At 64.0% G+C, this 17,263-nt stretch carries 18 protein-coding genes and 2 pseudogenes; 12 read left to right on the top strand and 8 right to left on the bottom strand.

The window, feature by feature from the left end:
* Nucleotides 1–24: 24 nt before the first annotated feature.
* From ACFWO3_RS05280 to ACFWO3_RS05265, 4 genes and pseudogenes are all read left to right on the top strand, one after another.
* Nucleotides 25–258: pseudogene (locus ACFWO3_RS05280) on the top strand (phosphotransferase family protein); the annotation flags it as partial.
* A gap of 35 nt (nt 259–293) precedes the next feature.
* Complete coding sequence (gene fabG / locus ACFWO3_RS05275; RefSeq protein WP_378574519.1) at nt 294–1,052, top strand: 3-oxoacyl-ACP reductase FabG; 759 nt, start codon at nt 294–296, stop codon at nt 1,050–1,052.
* Nucleotides 1,053–1,057: 5 nt separating this feature from the next.
* Nucleotides 1,058–2,037: pseudogene (locus ACFWO3_RS05270) on the top strand (NADPH:quinone oxidoreductase family protein).
* Nucleotides 2,038–2,095: 58 nt separating this feature from the next.
* Nucleotides 2,096–2,890 carry a crotonase/enoyl-CoA hydratase family protein gene (locus ACFWO3_RS05265; protein WP_378574517.1) on the top strand — a complete coding sequence of 265 codons (795 nt, stop codon included), beginning with the start codon at nt 2,096–2,098 and terminating at the stop codon, nt 2,888–2,890.
* Nucleotides 2,891–2,944: 54 nt separating this feature from the next.
* Here the strand turns inward: ACFWO3_RS05265 and ACFWO3_RS05260 are convergent, their stop codons facing one another.
* The 3 genes from ACFWO3_RS05260 to ACFWO3_RS05250 form a co-directional block, all read right to left on the bottom strand.
* Complete coding sequence (locus ACFWO3_RS05260; RefSeq protein ID WP_378574515.1) at nt 2,945–4,525, bottom strand: bifunctional 3'-5' exonuclease/DNA polymerase; 1,581 nt, start codon at nt 4,523–4,525, stop codon at nt 2,945–2,947.
* On the bottom strand, nt 4,522–5,841 hold the full coding sequence (locus tag ACFWO3_RS05255; RefSeq protein WP_378574513.1) for a YhgE/Pip domain-containing protein: 1,320 nt from the start codon (nt 5,839–5,841) through the stop codon (nt 4,522–4,524). Before ACFWO3_RS05255 ends, ACFWO3_RS05260 begins: the two co-directional genes overlap by 4 nt.
* Before the next feature lie 110 nt (nt 5,842–5,951).
* Complete coding sequence (locus ACFWO3_RS05250; protein WP_378574511.1) at nt 5,952–7,016, bottom strand: iron-siderophore ABC transporter substrate-binding protein; 1,065 nt, start codon at nt 7,014–7,016, stop codon at nt 5,952–5,954.
* A 166-nt stretch (nt 7,017–7,182) separates the two neighbouring features.
* On the opposite strand from ACFWO3_RS05250, the gene ACFWO3_RS05245 reads away from it, so the two are divergent.
* The 8 genes from ACFWO3_RS05245 to fahA all read left to right on the top strand — a co-directional run bounded on the left by ACFWO3_RS05245 (nt 7,183) and on the right by fahA (nt 14,127).
* A complete protein-coding gene (locus ACFWO3_RS05245) occupies nt 7,183–7,782 on the top strand; it encodes a DUF4178 domain-containing protein (protein ID WP_378574509.1) in 600 nt (199 codons plus the stop codon).
* Nucleotides 7,779–8,282 (top strand): DUF2617 family protein, encoded by a 504-nt coding sequence (locus tag ACFWO3_RS05240; protein ID WP_378574507.1) that lies wholly within the window; start codon nt 7,779–7,781, stop codon nt 8,280–8,282. The genes ACFWO3_RS05245 and ACFWO3_RS05240 overlap by 4 nt, the downstream gene beginning before the upstream one ends.
* On the top strand, nt 8,270–8,698 hold the full coding sequence (locus ACFWO3_RS05235; protein ID WP_378574505.1) for a DUF4247 domain-containing protein: 429 nt from the start codon (nt 8,270–8,272) through the stop codon (nt 8,696–8,698). Before ACFWO3_RS05240 ends, ACFWO3_RS05235 begins: the two co-directional genes overlap by 13 nt.
* A gap of 52 nt (nt 8,699–8,750) precedes the next feature.
* Nucleotides 8,751–9,221 (top strand): DUF350 domain-containing protein, encoded by a 471-nt coding sequence (locus ACFWO3_RS05230; protein WP_378574503.1) that lies wholly within the window; start codon nt 8,751–8,753, stop codon nt 9,219–9,221.
* 6 nt (nt 9,222–9,227) lie between these two features.
* Nucleotides 9,228–10,799, top strand: a complete 1,572-nt coding sequence (locus ACFWO3_RS05225) for a polyamine aminopropyltransferase (RefSeq protein ID WP_378574501.1) — start codon at nt 9,228–9,230, stop codon at nt 10,797–10,799.
* A 114-nt stretch (nt 10,800–10,913) separates the two neighbouring features.
* Nucleotides 10,914–12,113 (top strand): homogentisate 1,2-dioxygenase, encoded by a 1,200-nt coding sequence (locus ACFWO3_RS05220; protein WP_378574499.1) that lies wholly within the window; start codon nt 10,914–10,916, stop codon nt 12,111–12,113.
* Nucleotides 12,110–12,961 (top strand): hypothetical protein, encoded by an 852-nt coding sequence (locus tag ACFWO3_RS05215; protein WP_378574497.1) that lies wholly within the window; start codon nt 12,110–12,112, stop codon nt 12,959–12,961. Before ACFWO3_RS05220 ends, ACFWO3_RS05215 begins: the two co-directional genes overlap by 4 nt.
* Nucleotides 12,958–14,127 (top strand): fumarylacetoacetase, encoded by a 1,170-nt coding sequence (gene fahA / locus ACFWO3_RS05210; RefSeq protein WP_378574495.1) that lies wholly within the window; start codon nt 12,958–12,960, stop codon nt 14,125–14,127. The genes ACFWO3_RS05215 and fahA overlap by 4 nt, the downstream gene beginning before the upstream one ends.
* A gap of 58 nt (nt 14,128–14,185) precedes the next feature.
* Here fahA and ACFWO3_RS05205 read toward each other — a convergent pair whose 3' ends face one another.
* The 5 genes from ACFWO3_RS05205 to ACFWO3_RS05185 form a co-directional block, all read right to left on the bottom strand.
* Nucleotides 14,186–14,614 carry a hypothetical protein gene (locus ACFWO3_RS05205; RefSeq protein WP_378574493.1) on the bottom strand — a complete coding sequence of 143 codons (429 nt, stop codon included), beginning with the start codon at nt 14,612–14,614 and terminating at the stop codon, nt 14,186–14,188.
* Nucleotides 14,615–14,729: 115 nt separating this feature from the next.
* A complete protein-coding gene (locus ACFWO3_RS05200) occupies nt 14,730–15,329 on the bottom strand; it encodes a hypothetical protein (protein WP_378574491.1) in 600 nt (199 codons plus the stop codon).
* A 211-nt stretch (nt 15,330–15,540) separates the two neighbouring features.
* A complete protein-coding gene (locus ACFWO3_RS05195) occupies nt 15,541–16,467 on the bottom strand; it encodes a DNA-3-methyladenine glycosylase family protein (RefSeq protein ID WP_378574489.1) in 927 nt (308 codons plus the stop codon).
* 17 nt (nt 16,468–16,484) lie between these two features.
* The gene (locus ACFWO3_RS05190) at nt 16,485–16,931 is read right to left on the bottom strand and encodes an SRPBCC domain-containing protein (protein WP_378574487.1); all 447 of its coding nucleotides are present in this window, start codon (nt 16,929–16,931) and stop codon (nt 16,485–16,487) included.
* Complete coding sequence (locus ACFWO3_RS05185) at nt 16,931–17,257, bottom strand: ArsR/SmtB family transcription factor (protein WP_378574485.1); 327 nt, start codon at nt 17,255–17,257, stop codon at nt 16,931–16,933. Before ACFWO3_RS05185 ends, ACFWO3_RS05190 begins: the two co-directional genes overlap by 1 nt.
* Between the last annotated feature and the right edge of the window lie 6 nt (nt 17,258–17,263).

Here is a 17,263-nt window from a genome sequence, read left to right as displayed (position 1 = left end):
CATGACTGTTTCGGATCTCACCGGCCGGACCGCGCCGAACGGGCTCGGATCTATCTGGACGAGACGAGCCGAGACCCACAGGCATCGAAGTATTGGCATGCGCTTGGACTGTGGAAGATCGCAGTGATCGCCGAGGGCGTCCTGCGCCGCGGCATGGACGAAACGCAGAACAAGGCGGCAGCGGGCACACCGACTGTCGAGAGGATCGACGCTCTGGTTCGCACGGCGCGAGAGATTGCCGACGAAGCAGGAATCTAGACCGATTTCCAACCGAGAACATTTCAGGAGGACTTGTGAGCCAGGAACGTAGGACCGCGATCGTGACCGGATCGGCGCGCGGAATCGGTGCGGCTGTTGCGAAGCGCTTCGCTGCCGACGGGTATGCCGTGGCCGTACTCGACCTCGACGAAGCCGCTTGTGCGGCAACAGTGGACGCAATCAAGACGGCAGGTGGTGAAGCCCTCGCCGTCGGCGCGAACGTTGCCGACGAGACGTCCGTCGCCGCTGCGGTGGAACGAGTTGCCACAGAACTCGGAGCTCCGACAATTCTGGTCAACAATGCCGGAATCCTGCGGGACAATTTGCTCTTCAAGATGTCCGTGGACGACTGGGACCAGGTGCTCGGTGTGCACCTGCGGGGCGCTTTCCTCATGTCACGGGCGGTGCAGAAGTACATGGTGGACGCCAAGTTCGGCCGCATCGTCAACATGTCGAGCACCTCTGCGCTCGGCAACCGTGGCCAGGTCAACTACTCCGCTGCGAAGGCCGGAATGCAGGGATTCACCAAGACGCTCGCGTTCGAGCTCGGCAAGTTCGGCGTGACCGCCAACGCCATTGCACCGGGGTTCATCGAAACCGAGATGACCGCGGCAACTGCCGAAGGTGTGGGCGCGAATTTCGAGGACTTCAAGGCCATGGCTGCGTCGCAGATTCCGGTCAACAGGGTCGGGCAGCCCGAGGACATCGCCCACACCGCATCGTTCTTCGCGAGTGAAGGAGCGGGCTTCGTGTCCGGCCAGGTCGTATATGTCGCCGGTGGACCGAAGGATTGATGAATGTGAAGGCATGGCGCGTCCACGAACTCGGTGAACCACGCACCGCACTGCACCTGGAAGAGCTTGCAGATCCGGCTCCGGAAGCGGGACAAATTCTGGTGAAGGTGTTGGCAACGCCGGCCAACTTCCCAGATGTGTTGCTGTGCAGGGGCAAATACCAGATCACGCCGCCGCTGCCGTTCACTCCCGGAGTCGAACTGTGCGGCGAGGTACTAGCGGTCGGTGACGGCGTCGGTTCGTGGTGGGTGACAGGGTGATCGGTAATCCCAATCTGCCACTCGGCGGGTTCGCCGAGATGACGGTGCTCGACGAGGAGAACGTATTTCATGCGCCGGCCTCCCTGGACGACGCGGAAGCGTCGACGCTGAGCATCGGCTACCAGACGAGCTGGTTCGCGCTGCATCGCCGGACGAAGCTGCTCCCGGGCGAGACGTTGCTGGTACATGCGGCTGCAGGCGGAGTGGGAAGTTCCGCCGTGCAGTTGGGCAAAGCTGCCGGCACAAAGGTGATCGGTGTCGTCGGTGGGCCCGAGAAGGCCGAGTATTGCAAGAGGCTCGGCGCGGACCTCGTGATCGACCGCCACAGCGAGGATTTCGTTCCGATCGTCAAGGAGTTCACCGGGGGTCGCGGCGCCGACGTGATCTACGACCCGGTCGGTGGTGACGCGTACGCGAAGTCGACCAAGTGCGTCGCGTTCGAGGGACGCATCCTGGTGATCGGTTTTGCGGGAGGAACGATCCCTACGCCCGGCCTCAATCACGCGCTGATCAAGAACTATTCGATCATCGGCCTGCACTGGGGCCTGTACAAGCAGTACAACCAGCAGGCCATCCACGATTGCCACGCCGAGTTGACGAGGCTTGCCGACGCGGGAGGACTGAAGCCGCTCGTGAGTGAACGGTTGGCCTTCGCCGATCTGCCGGACGGCGTCGGCCGTCTCGGCGAAGGCTCGACGGTGGGTCGTATCGTTTTCCAGCCCTGACTCCCCACCGTGGTCAGAATGGCGGGGTAACGACATTCGGCAAACAGAAGGAACAGTCATGGGAGATCAGAACGACGTCACGTTGGTCGAGCGACACGGCAACATCGCGATCATCACGCTCAACCGCCCACAGGCCATGAACGCGATGAACTCGGACCTGGCAACTGCGCTCGGCAACCGTCTGGACGAATGCGACCAGGACCCCGACGTTCGCGCCATCGTCCTGACCGGCAGCGGTCGTGGCTTCTGCGCGGGCGCCGATCTCAAGGCGATCGCCGCCGGCCAGGACATCAACCCCGTGGGTCATCCGGAATGGGGCTTCGGTGGGATGGTGCGCCACTACGTCGACACACCGGTGATCGCCGCGGTCAACGGATTCGCATTGGGTGGCGGGACCGAACTGGTGCTCGCGAGCGACCTTGCCGTGATCGACGAGAACGCGAAGCTCGGGCTGCCCGAGGTCAAGCGGGGGCTCTTCGCCGCCGCGGGTGGAGTCATGCGACTGCCTCGTCAGGTTCCGCTCAAGATCGCACTCGAAGCGGCGCTGACCGGCGAGCACATGTCGGCGGACACCGCGTTGCAGTGGGGTTTGGTCAACCGTGTCGCACCCTCCGGCACGTCGGTGGATGTGGCGGTCCAACTTGCCGAAACCATCGCCGCGAACGCTCCGCTGTCGGTGCAGCAGAGCAAGCGGGTGATTCATCGTTCGGCCGCTTACGGATCCGAATGGGACGCTCCGATCTGGGAAGAGCTCAACAAGTCCGCTGCTGGAATCGTATTCGGCAGCCAGGACGCAATCGAAGGACCCACCGCATTCGCGGAGAAGCGAGAGCCGAAATGGACCGGGCGCTGAGTCAAGAAGAGAGTGGCTACTCCAGGCTGGTCCTGCGGACTCGATTCATCTGGATCAGGACGTGGACGGCTCGGCGTCGGGTCTGATCGGCTCGGCGTAACACTCGCGCTCGATGGTTTCCATGGGAAACCGCACTTTCGTCTCGCCGAACAATAGTCTCGTTGCGCTCTCCGCAGCCTCGGACACGTGCACGGCAGCAGTTTCGGGACTGCGGGTGTGCACAACGACCTCGTCGTGCTGGAAGAAGACGAGTTCGCTGTCGGACTCGGTTGCGAGTCTTCGGCGCAGGTCCGCGAGAAGGCAGCCGGCCCATTCGGAGGCGGTGGCTTGCACGACGAAGTTTCGGGTGAAGCGGCCACGGGCCCGGGCGTCACCGTGTGACCACCACGAGTCCGCCACAGGTGGGCAGGCACGCCCGAGCCACGAATGGACGACTTCGCCACGCTCTCCCGCCGACGCGGCACGTTCGACGTACTGCACTGCCTGCGGGAACCTTCGGCGCAACAAGGCGAGAAGGTGCTTGGCGTCGCCGGACGTGGCGCCGTAGAGGACGCCGAGGATGGCCACTTTCGCCTTGGCGCGGTCACCACCGAATGCTTCGGCGGCGACCGGTGCGTACAGATCGTCTGCGCCGGCGGCCGTCACCATGCGGGGATCGCCGGACATTGCTGCGAGGATGCGGGGTTCGAGCTGCCCCGCATCGGCGATGACGAACGTATGGTCTGGGTCGGCAACAACGCTCTTCCGTAGGGCCTTCGGGATCTGCAATGCTCCACCACCACGGCTCGCCCACCGTCCGGATACAACTCCGCTCGGTACGTAGACAGGCCGAAACCGGTTGTCGCGCACCCAATCCTCGAGCCAGTTCCAACCGTTCGTGCTGTACAGCTTCGAGAGGTCCCGGTGCTCGAGCAACAGCGGGACTGCCGGGTGATCGATCTCGCGGAGAAGGTGAGCGCGGGTCGACTCGAGTTCGATGCCCTCCCGCCGGAACGCGTCGATGACCTCCGCATGGGACGCCGGATTGATCCGCCGGCCGAACGCCGACCCGATCCGATCGACGGCGCTCTGGATTCGTGAGGGCAGTTCGTACCCGGTCGGACGACGTCCCAGCGTCTCTTCGAGGAAGGCGAGATGCGTTGCGGACGAGAACGGGAGTCCGTCGTGACTCATCTCGGCGGCAGCGAGGGCTCCTGCAGATTCCGCAGCGAGGAGCAGTTCGATTCTGCGCCTGTCGGATTCGGGAAGAGCACCGATGGTACGTCGTTGTGCAGTGAACTCGGTGAGAACGTCCTCGGGGTTCTCCTCGGGAGTGGCGTCGAAGAGCCCCTCGCGTCGATCGACCGGTTCGGGTGTGGGTTCGGTGGTGATGCCGTCGCGCATGTTCAGAACCGAGCGCGTGGATGCGAGGTCGTGACACCGCAGTACACGCACACCTCGGTCGAGCAGGCGTGGGTAGATCGACCCGGTCGAGGACCACACCCAGCGAGGGCTTTCGGCCGCTTCCCACCGTCGTACCGTGCCGGCGAGGTCCGAGTGCTGCCTCGGTGCCTCGACCGCCGTGCCGTCGTCTTTGCAGCGGACGGTGACCGCCTCGGTGCCTTCCCCATTGGCGGGCACGACGACGATTCTCACGCGTCGGCAGATTCCTTCGTCAGGATTCTGCGGTGCAGTCCGCGACGGTCGTACACCATCGTGGTGATACCACCGACGAGCAGTCCGACGAGTAGGCCGAGCAGTGTCACCCACACGGCGTGAATCAGCCCTGCGTCGCCCTGCGCACCGAAGAACAGGATCGCGCGGGCCCCGATGTAGACCTGATGCATGGGCTCGAATTCGGCGAGGAAGCCGAACAGTGGTGGAGATGCCTCGATCGGGATCGTTCCGCCGGACGAAGGTAGACCCAGCACGATGAACACCAAGAGGTTGATGAGCAGACCGAGGTTGCCGAACACGGCCATGACGGAGATCGACGTGACTCCGACGGCCGTGATCGCCAACGCGCCGAACTCCCACAGCGCAAGCGGATTGCTCACGGGCATACCGAGAGCCGTGCCGATCCACAGATACAGCGCGGACACAATGAGCGCCATGACGGTGATGATCGCCCACTTGATGAGCAGAGTCTGGAAGCGCGTGTAATCGGCCCGCTCTCGATGAATGTAGAGCGGGCCCACTTCGGTGGGCAGGAAGCCGAGCATGCCGTCCACCAGTACATTGATGATCGTGGCTCCGGTGAAACCGGCGAGAATGATGAGTAGCGCGTAGTAGAAGGCGGACAGACCGAATCCGGTGCCGTCCGGCAGGGGGTCGTACTGCACGGTGCGCACCTCTATCGGATTCTCGAACAGAATGCTCGTCGCACCGGACAGTTCGAGATCGGGCGCCGTGGCGGCGAGTTCGTCCGTCACCATCTTGGTGAGCTTTTCGCCCATCGTGGTGTTCACCTGGCCGAGCGCCCGTTCGCCGACCTGGTCGACGATGTTGGCCGCGACGGTTCCCGCGCGCGGATTGGTCTGCACGGTGATGATGGGTTGCTCGATGTCACCGGGGATCACACCGCCCTGGGCGAGGATCATCGTGCGTTTGGTGAAATCGCTGGGGATCACGATCGTCCCGTACAGGTTGCCCTTGCTCAGTTCCGATCGGGCTTCTGCGATGCCGATCTGTCTGATGTCGAACTGCTCGGGGTCCAGCCCGTCGAGTAGTCCGGCTTCGATTTCGTCACCGAAGTTCTGGTGTTCGGGCGGATCGGAATTGGGGAGCGTATCGCCCTCGTCCTGGTTGATGAGTGCGATCGGGAACTTGTTGAGATTGTTCACCGGGTCGAGCATGCCCCCGAGGTACAGACCGGCCAGGAGCGACATGATGAAGCCGACCGCAACGATCGGGGCTGCCCAGAAGAACGGACTTCGCAGTGAATACCGCCGTGAGTTCGTTTCGTCGGCCATTCGCGGCGACCGCCTTTCCGTCCAGATGTCGAGTAAGGACAGCGTAGGCGGTCGCCGCGGATCGGATTGGGCAACCGGGCCCGGTAGTGGTGCCCGTCATGCGAGAAGCATCAGTCCTGTGGGACGTTGTTCGCCGCCTCGGACAGCTTCGGGGTGAGTTCGGCGAGCATCCAGGGGATGTTGAGAACGTTGGGCGAGCTCGATGCGAAGACCAGCGGCGGATCCGTGAGTCCGATGTAGGAATTGGTCTTTACGGCCTTCAGCTCCTTGAACAACGGATGGTTCTCCACGTCCCGCTGCATGTCGGGGGCGAGGTACCAGGCCAGAAGCACGTCGGGCTGGTAGGTGGGTAGGAGCTCCATGCTGACCGGCCCTGCGAACTTGGTCGGGTCGCCGCCCTCACGCAACTGCTGCGCGAGTGGATCGATCGTGAAACCGAGGCTGGCCAGCAGCTTCATGCGGGGGTCGGTGTCGAAGTAGAAGTTGAACGACCCTGCTTCGGTGGCACTACCGAACGCCACGTTCTTCCCCTCGAACTCGGGGTGCTCGGACTTCACCTTCGCGATGGATTCGTTGGTCGAGGAGATGAGTTCTTCGGCCTGGTCCGAACGCCCGAGGGCTTCGCCGGCGATCGTGATCTGGTCTTCCCAGCTGGTTGCCCAGCGGCGTTCCGGGTATGCCACGGTCGGGGCGATCTCCGCCAGCTTGTCGTACTGCTCCTGAGTCAGTCCCGAGTGCGTTGCCAACACCAGGTCGGGCGCCAACTCGGCGATCTGCTCGAACGGGATTTCCTTGCTCGACGCCTTCAGCAGCGTCGGCTCCGCGTCGGGATCGAGCTCTTCGAGGGTCTCGCGACTCCACGGCAGCAGACCGTCGTCGCTCCCGGAGTCCGAGGACATGTCCTGAACCGCGATGGGAACCACACCGAGAGCGAGGGCAGCATCCTCGGCGCCCCAACCGAGGGTCACCACGCGCTGCGGCTCCTCGGGAATCTCCGCGGTACCCAGAGCTGACGGAATGCTTACCGGAAACGCGCCGCTCTCGGACGCGGTGCCGGAGGACCCCTCCGCGTTCTCCGACCCGCTGTCGCTGCTGCACGCGCCGGCGACCAGCGCGGTAGCTGTGATCAGCGCCAATCCCGCAGTTCGCAAATAGGCCGTCTTGGACACTTTCATGCGTGCTCCTGTGCTGAAATTCTTCGTGACGAATCGGACATTGTGGGTCAGGGTAGCCTAACTGCAGTCGGGCTGGGAAGGCAGGTCGGCCGATGAAAAGGTCGAGGTCGGCCAGTAGGGTACGGGGTGCGGTGCACCCCGCGAACCCATCGACCAGGAGTGACTCTTGACCGAGCTGTTGTTGGTGCTGTTGATCATCGTCGTAGTCGCGGGAATCGTGGTGTACGCCCTGCGGGGGCGCTCCACGAACAAGGGCAAGAGGCCTGCCCGGGTCGACCCACTGGCCGACTACCCCGAGGTATACGACCCGCACAAGATCGGGGTGGGCGACATCATCACTTACGCCGGAATCGATCACGTCGTGCGCGGCACGATCAAGCTCGACGAAGAGGGCTACATCTGGCACGAGCACCTGCTGGACGGCTCCACGGGTCGTCGCTGGCTCACCGTCGAAGACGACGAAGGCGAACTCGAGATGACGCTGTGGATGCGTCGCGAGGGCACCGGCCTCGAGCCGAACGGCGACGTGATTCTCGACGACAAGGTTCACCGTCAGATCGAGCGGGGCACGGCTAAGTTCACTGCCGAGGGCACGACGGGCACGGCGCCGTCTGGGACCGTCGACTACGCGGACTACGCAACAGCGGACAAGACAGGCCTGCTGGCGTTCGAGCGCTGGGCCCGCACGCAGTCGTGGGAAGTGTCGACCGGGCGAGCGGTGACTCGAGGTGAATTGTCGGTCATCCATTCCGGGCCGCCCGAATGACTGTCCACGTACTGGATGTGGCCCCGCGGGACGTCGAGGCCGCATCGCTCGGACTCGTCGTCGACGCCGAAGTTCCACCGACTCTCGTCGAGCTGTGTATCGAAGACGGCAGTGCCGGCGTGCGTCTCGGTGTGCTCGGCGCGTCCCACGTCGTGAGCGCCTATGTCGATGGCGCTGCGGTGTCCGAGCAAGTGTCCTGTGATGCAATCGGTTTCGGAGGGCGGGCCCTGCCCGCCGAAGAAAGCTTCGGAAACTACCGGTTCGAGTCCGAAACGGTGCGCGCCGGTCGAATCGAGTTCGACGAGTGCGCACGATGGGTGCGTTCGAATGCGTCCGACGACACCTCCTGGATCTGCGCCGAATTTCCCGGCGCTCGAACGGCACTGACCGCGCTGACCGCCGAAAGGGCGTCACGAGGATGGTCGTGGCGGACCTGGCATCTGTATCCGAACGACAAGGGTGGGGAGATCGTGACGACACGAAGCAGGTGGGAGCCGTGATCCGTCGAATCGTTCGAGTTTCGGTAGTGGGAGTGCTCGCCGCACTCGTTCTCGGGTTCTCGGCCGCGTGCGGAAATGCGGTGCGCGACTACATCGGTGAAAACTACCAACTTCAACGCACCGAGGGCGACACCAAGATCTACACCTCGAAAGACCCTGTCGGCACGACGACGACGGACATCGCAGCAGCAAAGTCACCTGCCGCCCGGCAAGCCGACGGCGGCAACGAATACCTGCGTTACGACGACGACATCGTGATCGTCTCGCCCGCATCGGGCGGCGGTAGCACGGTCCGAGTCGAGGATATCGACGGTGGTTACCGCGGTGGCGCTTTCATCTTCCTCGGACCGGGATTCAACCCGGGCTCACCCGCCGGCGGCGCCGGCGGAAGCGGCGGATCCGGGAGCGCCAAATGACAACCCACATCACGCCCACGGCCGGCGGCCGACCTCGAACGGAGAATGATTCGTGAGCACCATCGTTTCGGCAGCAGACACCGAGATCGGGACCATCGATCCGACTCTTCTCGTCGGCGGAGTCCTCGGCACTCTCGCGTACTTCGTCGTGGGCGCCGCGGTGCTCGGGATCGGGTTCGTCGCGCTCGACGCCCTCACACCCGGAAATCTGCGTCACCAGGTGTACGTGGACAAGAACCCGAACGCCGCGATCCTGGCCGGTGCGAACCACCTTTCGCTTGCGATCATCGTCGTCACCGCCATTCTCACCAGCTCGGACGGAATCGCCCAGGGCCTCGCGGATTCTGCGGTCCACGGGTTGTTCGGCGTTCTGATCCAGGCGGCTGCCCTGAGCCTGATGAATCTCGTTCTGCCGGGTCACCTCGTCGCGCTCGTGAAGGAGCCGAAGATGTGTGGTGCCGGCTGGGCCCTCGGAGCCAGCCTGTTCGCGGTCGGTCTCGTCAATGCCGCAGCGCTTTCCTGACGTTTCGTGACTACTGCCGTCGAAGAGGTGCCCTCGGTTTCGGTGCCGCCGCTGGGGAGCCGCGCCCGCGCACTACTTCTGGCTGCGGTGGCGGCGTGCGCAGCGTGCGGACTGATCTACGAACTCGCGTTGCTCACGTTGTCGGTGAGCCTGACCGGCGGCGGAATCACTCAGACCTCGCTGATCGTCGCGGGATTCGTTGCTGCCCTCGGTGTGGGCGCACTCGCCGCGAAACCGTTGCTTTCCCACGCCGCGGTGTCGTTCGTCGTCGTGGAGATCCTGCTCGGACTGATCGGCGGGTTCAGCGCGGTGACGCTGTACGTCTCGTTCACCTTCCTCGGCTCGAGTGGCGCGATCCTGGTCGCTGCAACGGCGCTCATCGGCATCCTCGTGGGCGCCGAAGTGCCGCTCCTGATGACACTGCTGCAATCCGGCAGAGCCGACAACGACGCCGAGCACGCCGGCAAGGTGTTGGCCAACCTCAACGCCGCCGACTACGCGGGAGCTCTCGTCGGCGGTCTTCTGTGGCCTTTCGTTCTGCTCCCCACGGTCGGGATGATTCGCGGCGCCGCAATCACCGGCATGATCAACCTCGTAGCGGCCGCGATCGTGGCACTCGTGTTGTTGAGATTCCAATTGACGCTGCGGGTCCGGCTCGTTGCGGTGGTGGCGCTGCTTCTCGCAGCGGCACTGATCGGGGTCTTGCTGGTACGGGCATCCGACATCGAGACGACGGCGCGGCAGCGCCTCTACACCGACCCGGTGGTGGCCGCGGAGCGCTCGCAGTACCAGGAAATCGTGGTCACCGAGCGAAAGGGTGATACTCGACTCTTCCTCGACGGCGATCTGCAGTTCTCCAGCATCGACGAGCATCGATACACCGAATCGCTGGTCTACCCGGCGGTCGCCGACGACCCTGAACGTGTCCTGATTCTCGGTGGCGGAGACGGATTGGCTGCCAGGGAGGTTCTTCGGCTGCCCAGCGTCCGCGACGTGGTCCAGGTCGAGCTGGACCCGGCGGTAATCGATCTCGCGAATACAAGGTTGGTCGATCTCAACGAGGGCGCCCTGATGGACCCACGGGTGCACGTCGTGCTCGACGACGCATTCAAGTGGATGCGCGAACACCGTGGCGAAGCCTTCGATTCGGTGATCGTCGACCTGCCGGACCCGGATACTCCGGCGTTGGGGCGCCTCTATTCCAGCGAGTTCTACGGACTCGCACGGTCCCTACTCGGACCCGACGGGAAGATGGTCGTCCAAGCTGGGAGTCCCTATTCCACACCGGACGCCTTCTGGCGCACCGTGTCGACAGTCGACGCCTCCGGCCTGAGCGTGACGCCGTACCACGTGCTGGTGCCGAGCTTCGGCGACTGGGGCTACGTTCTCGGTCAGAGGGGGGACACGCCTCCCGAACTGCGCCTCCCGCGGGACGCGCCACCACTGCGATTCCTGGACGAGCCGACCCTCGCCGCGGCAAGTCACTTTCCCCTGGACCGACCCCGATTGTGGCTGGAACCGTCCACGCTCGACCGCCCTCACATAGTCGACGACATGCGAAAAGGCTACGAACGCTGACCTCACCCGACCTTCGGTGACTAGGCTGAACAGTGCAGTCGGCGCCCTGGTCCGGCGTCGTGCAGTCGGCGCCCGAGTCCGGCGCCGGATCGTCCACCTTCGAGGAGGCCGGTCGTGGCCTATTACCGGCGTTGCGGATCGGTGCCGCCCAAGCGGCACACCCAGCATCGTGACGATGCCGGGCGGCTGTACTTCGAGGAGTTGATGGGAGAAGAGGGGTTCTCCTCCGATTCCTCACTGCTCTATCACCGCAACGTCCCTTCCGCGATCGTCGATTCGACGGTCTGGACCCTTCCCGATCAGCAGTGCGCGCCCAATCATCCACTCCGGCCACGGCACCTGCGTCTGCACGATCTGTTCTCCGCCGACGATGCGGCGCACGCCGATGTGGTGACCGGCCGACGACTCCTCCTGGGGAACCGCGATGTGCGGATCTCCTACGTGACCGCGTCGATTCCTTCTCCGCTGTACCGCAATTCGACCGGGGACGAGGTCGTCTACGTCGAGTCCGGCTCGGCGACGGTCGAGACGGTGTTCGGATCGCTCGAGGTCGATACCGGTGATTACGTGTACCTACCGACGTCGACCACGCATCGTTGGTTGCCGACCGGTGATGGGCCGTTGCAGGCGTACGTGATCGAGGCGGAAGGGCACATTCGTACGCCGCGACGGTATCTGTCGCAGTTCGGGCAGTTCCTGGAGTCGGCTCCGTACTGCGAGCGAGACATCCGTGGCCCGGACTCCCCGCTGGATCGCACCGAGGTCGATGTTCCGGTTCTGGTGAAGCACAGGGCATCCGACGATCTGGTGGGGACCCGGCTCGTCTATGCGGAGCATCCATTCGACGTCGTCGGCTGGGACGGTTGCGTGTATCCGTACGTGTTGAACATCGCCGACTTCGAGCCGATCACCGGTCGGGTCCATCAGCCGCCACCGGTCCATCAGGTATTCGAAGGCGACAAGTTCGTGGTGTGCAACTTCGTCCCGCGCAAGGTGGACTATCACCCGTTGGCGATACCGGTGCCGTACTACCACTCCAATGTCGACTCGGACGAAGTCATGTTCTATTGCGGCGGAGACTACGAGGCGCGCAAGGGATCCGGTATCGGGCTCGGGTCGGTGTCGGTGCATCCCGGAGGCTACGCCCACGGTCCGCAACCACACGCCTACGAGGCGGGAGTTGGTGTGGAGCGGTTCGACGAATTGGCGGTAATGGTCGACACGTTCCGTCCGCTCGGCTTGGGAGAAAGCGGACTGTCCGTGCAAGACCCGGATTATGCGTGGAGTTGGTCAGGGAGAGGACCCCGAAAATGACTGCAGTTCCGCTATTGTTTCGTGCACTGTGCGACGACGCCTCGATGTTTCCGCCACGCGCAGCCCAGACGAAGGTGGCGCTCGCGGAGCACCTCGCCCGTAGAGACACGGCAGGGGCGGCACTCGTCGGTCCCCTCGTCGTGCCGGCCGCCAAATGGAGCGAACTCGCCCGGGAGGCGCCGTCGAAAGGGTCCGTGCAGGTCGCCGTCACGTTTCCGGACGGCCCTGGTGCCGGCGTCGAGGTGTCGAAGCAGTTCGCGAAGTCGACACACATCACGGTAGTGGCCGTGGAGTTCGCCGATCCGGAAGACGTTCCTGCCCCCGAGTTCTTCGCGACTATCGAGAAACTGGACCTCGGCGACCGAGACGTCTACGTGGAGATTCCCCGAGCACATCGGCACGTGGAGTTCCTTGCGTCGGTAACCGGGACGAGTTATCGGGCGAAGTTGCGCACGGGCGGTTCGTCGGCGGATTCGTATCCTTCCGAATCCGAATTGGCGGAGTCGATTCTCGCCCTTGTCGCGTCGGGCGTCTCCTTCAAGGCGACCGGCGGTTTACACCGTGCCATACGGCACACGGACTCGAAGACGGGTTTCGAACAGCACGGCTTCCTCAATGTTCTCGTGGCAACTCGTCGAGCGCTCGAGGGTGCCACCGCGAAGCCGATCGCAGATGCACTGGCGAACCGCGACTCAGACAGTACGGTTGCCGAACTGAACGACTCGAGCGCCGATCAGATTGCGCGCCTACGGAATATCTTCCACTCCTTCGGCACGTGCAGCCTCGACGAGCCGCTCGAAGATCTTCTCGAACTGGGTCTCGTTCCGAGCGTGGTGCGGCCCTCGTGAGAGGTGAGCCCGGCGAGGGATTCGGCATCGAGAACCTGCCGTACGGGATCTTCTCCACAGTCGGCACCACGCCGAGGGTCGGTGTGCGATTCGGTGATCGGGTACTGGATCTGTATACCGTTCTGCGTGAAGAAGTTTTTGCCGAACCGTCACTCAATGCGTTCATGGCGCAGGGGCGGACGAGGTGGGACGAGGTTCGCAGGGCGATCGTCACCGAGCTCGAGAACGGCGATCGTTCCGAAGGTGCGTTCCACCCCGTGGATTCGGTGCGGATGCATCTCCCTTTCGAGGTTGCCGATTTCGTGGATTTCTATGCATCCGAGCACCACGCCACCAACCTGGGCCGAATATTTCGACCGGACGCCCCACCGCTCATGCCCAATTGGAAGCACCTGCCCGTCGGGTATCACGGCAGGTCCAGCACGGTGGTCGTGTCCGGAACCGACATCGTCCGCCCGTGCGGCCAGCGAAAGCAGCCGGACGAGTCCGCTCCGTCGTTCGGCCCCACTCGCCGACTCGACATCGAGGCGGAACTGGGCTTCGTCGTAGGCGCGGCCACCGAGCTCGGACAACGCGTCGCACCGGACGAATTCGCAGACCACGTCTTCGGCGCCGTGATCCTCAACGACTGGTCGGCACGCGATGTTCAGGCGTGGGAGTATGTGCCGCTCGGTCCCTTTCTCGGAAAGTCGTTCGCCACGTCGATATCGCCGTGGGTAGTGCCCTTGGCGGCTCTCGACACTGCCCGCACAGCGACGCCGGTCCAGGATCCCGATCCGCTGCCGTATCTGCGTGGATCACAGGACTGGGGTCTGCGAGTGGACATGGCAATCTCGTGGAATGGACAGGAGGTGTCGAGGCCGAACTATGCGCACATGTACTGGTCGCCGGCGCAGATGCTTGCGCATCTCACGGCTAATGGGGCCCTACTCAGCGTGGGAGACCTGTTCGGTTCGGGGACGGTGTCGGGTCCGAACCGCGACACCTGGGGTGCGTTCGTCGAGCTCAGCGACGGCGGAACGCGAACACTGGGGATCGGCGGGCAGTCACGGACATTCCTCGAGGATGCCGACGAGGTGACGATCTCGGCTTCGGCGCCGGGACCGAACGGAAGCCGCATCTCGTTCGGTGAGGTTCGGGGACGCATAGCGCCGCCCCGACTCTGACCGTGGAACGAGCCGGGACGGCCTGGTGAATAGGGTCGAAGGATCGGCCGGAGCGCGATCAGGGTGTGGCGAAGAACTGTTCGACGGCGGGCTGTGCGTTCGGATTGCCGTAGCCGATTCCGGCAACCGCACCCACACCCGCGCCGATGACCGTTCCGAGAATGCAGCCGGCGATGAAGTTGGGGAAGATCGACACACAGCCGATGGCCATGCCCACGTTGGAACCGATCATGATGCCCTGCATGCCCGCGTTGTTCCAGCCGGTGTTGATCTCGTTGGTCATCGTGTCGAACGCGACTTGCTTGGGATTGTTGTCGGGAAACATGTTCTGCGCCACCTGACTACTGCTGCCGTCCGGCAGTGGCGTGAACAATGGAACCGTGAGGTCCACGGGTTGTGGTCCGGGGTCGGCGTATGCGGTGCCGGATGTGACGGCCATCGCAGTGACGACGAGCAACGACAGTGTCAACGCTTTGATCACCTTCATGGGACTTCCCGCCGTGTAGTTGGGGGAACGGGCCCCGTTTTCGCCGGCGGGGCCCGTTCGGTACCCGTGGGCTACCCGGGCGAGAGTGGACGTAAACGCTAGCCACGGGAGAAGGTCAAGGCGTGCCGATGAATTCGAAGATTGCCGGTGTGACTGCCGGGTTGGCGTTGTTGATTCCGGTCACGGCGCCGATCGCTCCGCCGATGCCCGCACCTGGGATGCAGCCCACGAACAGGAAGAAGATGCAGCCGACCACCGCACCGATTCCTGCACCGACTCCGGCCGATGTCGCTCCACCGTTCACCCAGCCGATCTCGATCTGATTGATCATGTTGGTGTAGGCGGAATTTCGATCGACGTTCTGCAAGTTCAGAGCCCCTGCCACCGGGGTCGTGGTGGGTGTGAGCGTGAGGTACCGACCGTTGTCGGTGATCATCGGATCGATCGCGAACTCCGCGCCTGCGAGTGAGTAGCGAAGCGGGACGGACCCGACCCATGCTCCTGCGTCGTCGAGAATGTCCACGGCTGCGCCGTTGACGGCGAACGTGCCGGAATCGAGGACGGTGTTCACCGATCGTCCGTCGGCACCCACCGAGGTCGTCGATACGACCGCTTGGCTCGCGGTCTGCGTCGGGGCGGCGTACGCGGTGCCGAATCCGACGCACAGTGTTGCAATCAGCAGCGCGGCCAGCGCTGTCACTCTGTTGAATTTCATTGTGATTCCTGTGCGTAGAAGCTGGACAACGATCAAATGGTTCGACCTTGGCGCCCCACGTGACCCCCGTACCGAAAAGCGTCCGTAACCTGCCTACTTCTCTCGATCATCCTCCCCCGCGCATCGGCAATTTCGCCGTTTACTCGAGAATGTGTGAAATCTGCGCGACAATGATCGATTGGCCTCGTTACGGGAGAGCCCTGGTGTTGTCTCAGTGATTCCTGTGATCTGCGATGGCCGTCCGCGGCCCGAATCGAGGTTTGACGGCCGCGCCGCTGACCATGAGTAGTTGGACAGCGCGGTAGCGGTGCGGGCGCATGGGTTCGAGACGGGCGACCATCTCTTCGTCGTCGATGGGCCGACCGAACAGGGTCCACCCGACCATTCCGGCAAGGTGATAGTCGCCGACCGACAGTGCGTCGGCGTCGCCCAGTGCGCGCTGTGCGACTTCTGCTGCCGTCCACACACCGACTCCGGGGACTGCCATGAGTCGGCGGATCGCCGCGTCCGGGGAAAGGTCGACAGCCTTTTCCAGGCGGTCTGCGACCTGGGCGCATCGGACGATCGTGCGCGATCTGCTGGGATCGACGCCTGCCCGGTGGTACTCCCACGAAGGAATCTTCCGCCACACCTCGGCGGGCGGCGGCACCCGCATACCGTCCGGGGCGGGGCCGGGAGCAGGCTCGCCGTACTTCAGAACCAGTCGGCGCCACGAAGCGAACGCCGCGATGCCGTGGACGCGTTGTTCGAGGACTGCGGGGACCAGTGCTTCGAACACTCGATCCGTTCTTCCGATTCGCAGTTGTGGAAAACGTCTGTGTGCCTCCACGAGAACGGGATGGATGGGTGTGAAGTCGGAGGCGTCGTCGTGATCGCCGATCAGACGCGGCAACTGCGCCGACCATTCCGATGCGCCGGGCCCCCAGGCGCGTCCGGTGGCCGTGAATCGGTCGGATTGTGAGACCCGCCAGGTGACCGGTCCGCTCGGCATGAGCGACGTGCGCCAGATGGCGCCATCGGCGGTCCGGCGGTGACACGGATCGCCGCGGCCACGGCGAAGCGGAGCAAGCGTCAACCCGATGTCCAGAGGACGCTGTGACTTCACCGTGGCCTCGACGGAGTCGAGTGCGCTGGTCATCGTGACCAGCGTATCCGTCAGGTCGTGGCGGCCACCGCCAGGCCGAGATTCTCGAGAGCCTCCGACCATCCGTCGTACACGTTGTCGTCGCCGGGGTGTGCATCGATGCCCGCACAGGTGAACGTCATGCGGGTTCCCGTGTCGGAGGGGTCCAGGCGAACCGTCACGCGCGCTGCAGTGTCCTCCGGGTCCTCGGGTGCTCCCCAGGTGCACACGAGCAGTTTCGGCGGATCGAGTTCGAGGTACCGGCCTCCGACCGGGTACTCCGTGCCGGTGGTTTCGTGGACCATTGTGTAGGCGTAGCGCCCGTCGACGCGGACATCGGAGCTCACCGATTCCCGCGCTGTTCGGACACCCTTGGGATGCATCCACTCGGCCATCAGTGCCGGTCTGGTCCAGGCATCCCACACCTGCTGGGGTGTGGCGTCGAGGTTACGGACGATGGTGAATTGCTTGTCGGTCATCACGTTTCCTTTCGTAGTAGCTGTTCGAGAAGGTCGAAGCGCTCGTTCCAAGCACCTCGGTGTTCGGCGATCCAGGCCGCGGCGTCGGACATGCCACCGGGTTGAAGTGCACAGACACGCCATTGGGCATTGACCGTGCGCTCGATGAGGCCGGCGTCTTCGAGGACGCGAAGATGCTGAGACACGGCCGGCCTGCTGATGGGGTAGTCGTCCGCGAGGTCGCCGACGGTGATCGGTCCGCTCTCGAGGCGCGCCAGTATGTCTCGACGGGTCGGGTCGGCGAGTGCCGCGAAGATGCGGCTCAGCGGATCGTCCGGTGTACGCATGACCCC

Origin of the sequence: Rhodococcus sp. NPDC058521 (genome assembly GCF_042719695.1) — a bacterium.
In the GTDB taxonomy this organism is placed as follows: domain Bacteria; phylum Actinomycetota; class Actinomycetes; order Mycobacteriales; family Mycobacteriaceae; genus Rhodococcus_F.
This window is presented reverse-complemented; position numbering and strand designations above follow the sequence as displayed.

Coding starts and splice junctions, on each gene's coding strand:
- ACFWO3_RS05265 (WP_378574517.1), top strand. CDS start 2,096: ATGGGAGATCAGAACGACGTCACGTTGGTCGAGCGACACGGCAACATC.
- ACFWO3_RS05255 (WP_378574513.1), bottom strand. CDS start 5,841: ATGGCCGACGAAACGAACTCACGGCGGTATTCACTGCGAAGTCCGTTC.
- ACFWO3_RS05190 (WP_378574487.1), bottom strand. CDS start 16,931: ATGACCGACAAGCAATTCACCATCGTCCGTAACCTCGACGCCACACCC.
- ACFWO3_RS05240 (WP_378574507.1), top strand. CDS start 7,779: ATGACTGTCCACGTACTGGATGTGGCCCCGCGGGACGTCGAGGCCGCA.
- ACFWO3_RS05205 (WP_378574493.1), bottom strand. CDS start 14,614: ATGAAGGTGATCAAAGCGTTGACACTGTCGTTGCTCGTCGTCACTGCG.
- ACFWO3_RS05250 (WP_378574511.1), bottom strand. CDS start 7,016: ATGAAAGTGTCCAAGACGGCCTATTTGCGAACTGCGGGATTGGCGCTG.
- ACFWO3_RS05185 (WP_378574485.1), bottom strand. CDS start 17,257: ATGCGTACACCGGACGATCCGCTGAGCCGCATCTTCGCGGCACTCGCC.
- ACFWO3_RS05195 (WP_378574489.1), bottom strand. CDS start 16,467: ATGACCAGCGCACTCGACTCCGTCGAGGCCACGGTGAAGTCACAGCGT.
- ACFWO3_RS05200 (WP_378574491.1), bottom strand. CDS start 15,329: ATGAAATTCAACAGAGTGACAGCGCTGGCCGCGCTGCTGATTGCAACA.
- ACFWO3_RS05215 (WP_378574497.1), top strand. CDS start 12,110: ATGACTGCAGTTCCGCTATTGTTTCGTGCACTGTGCGACGACGCCTCG.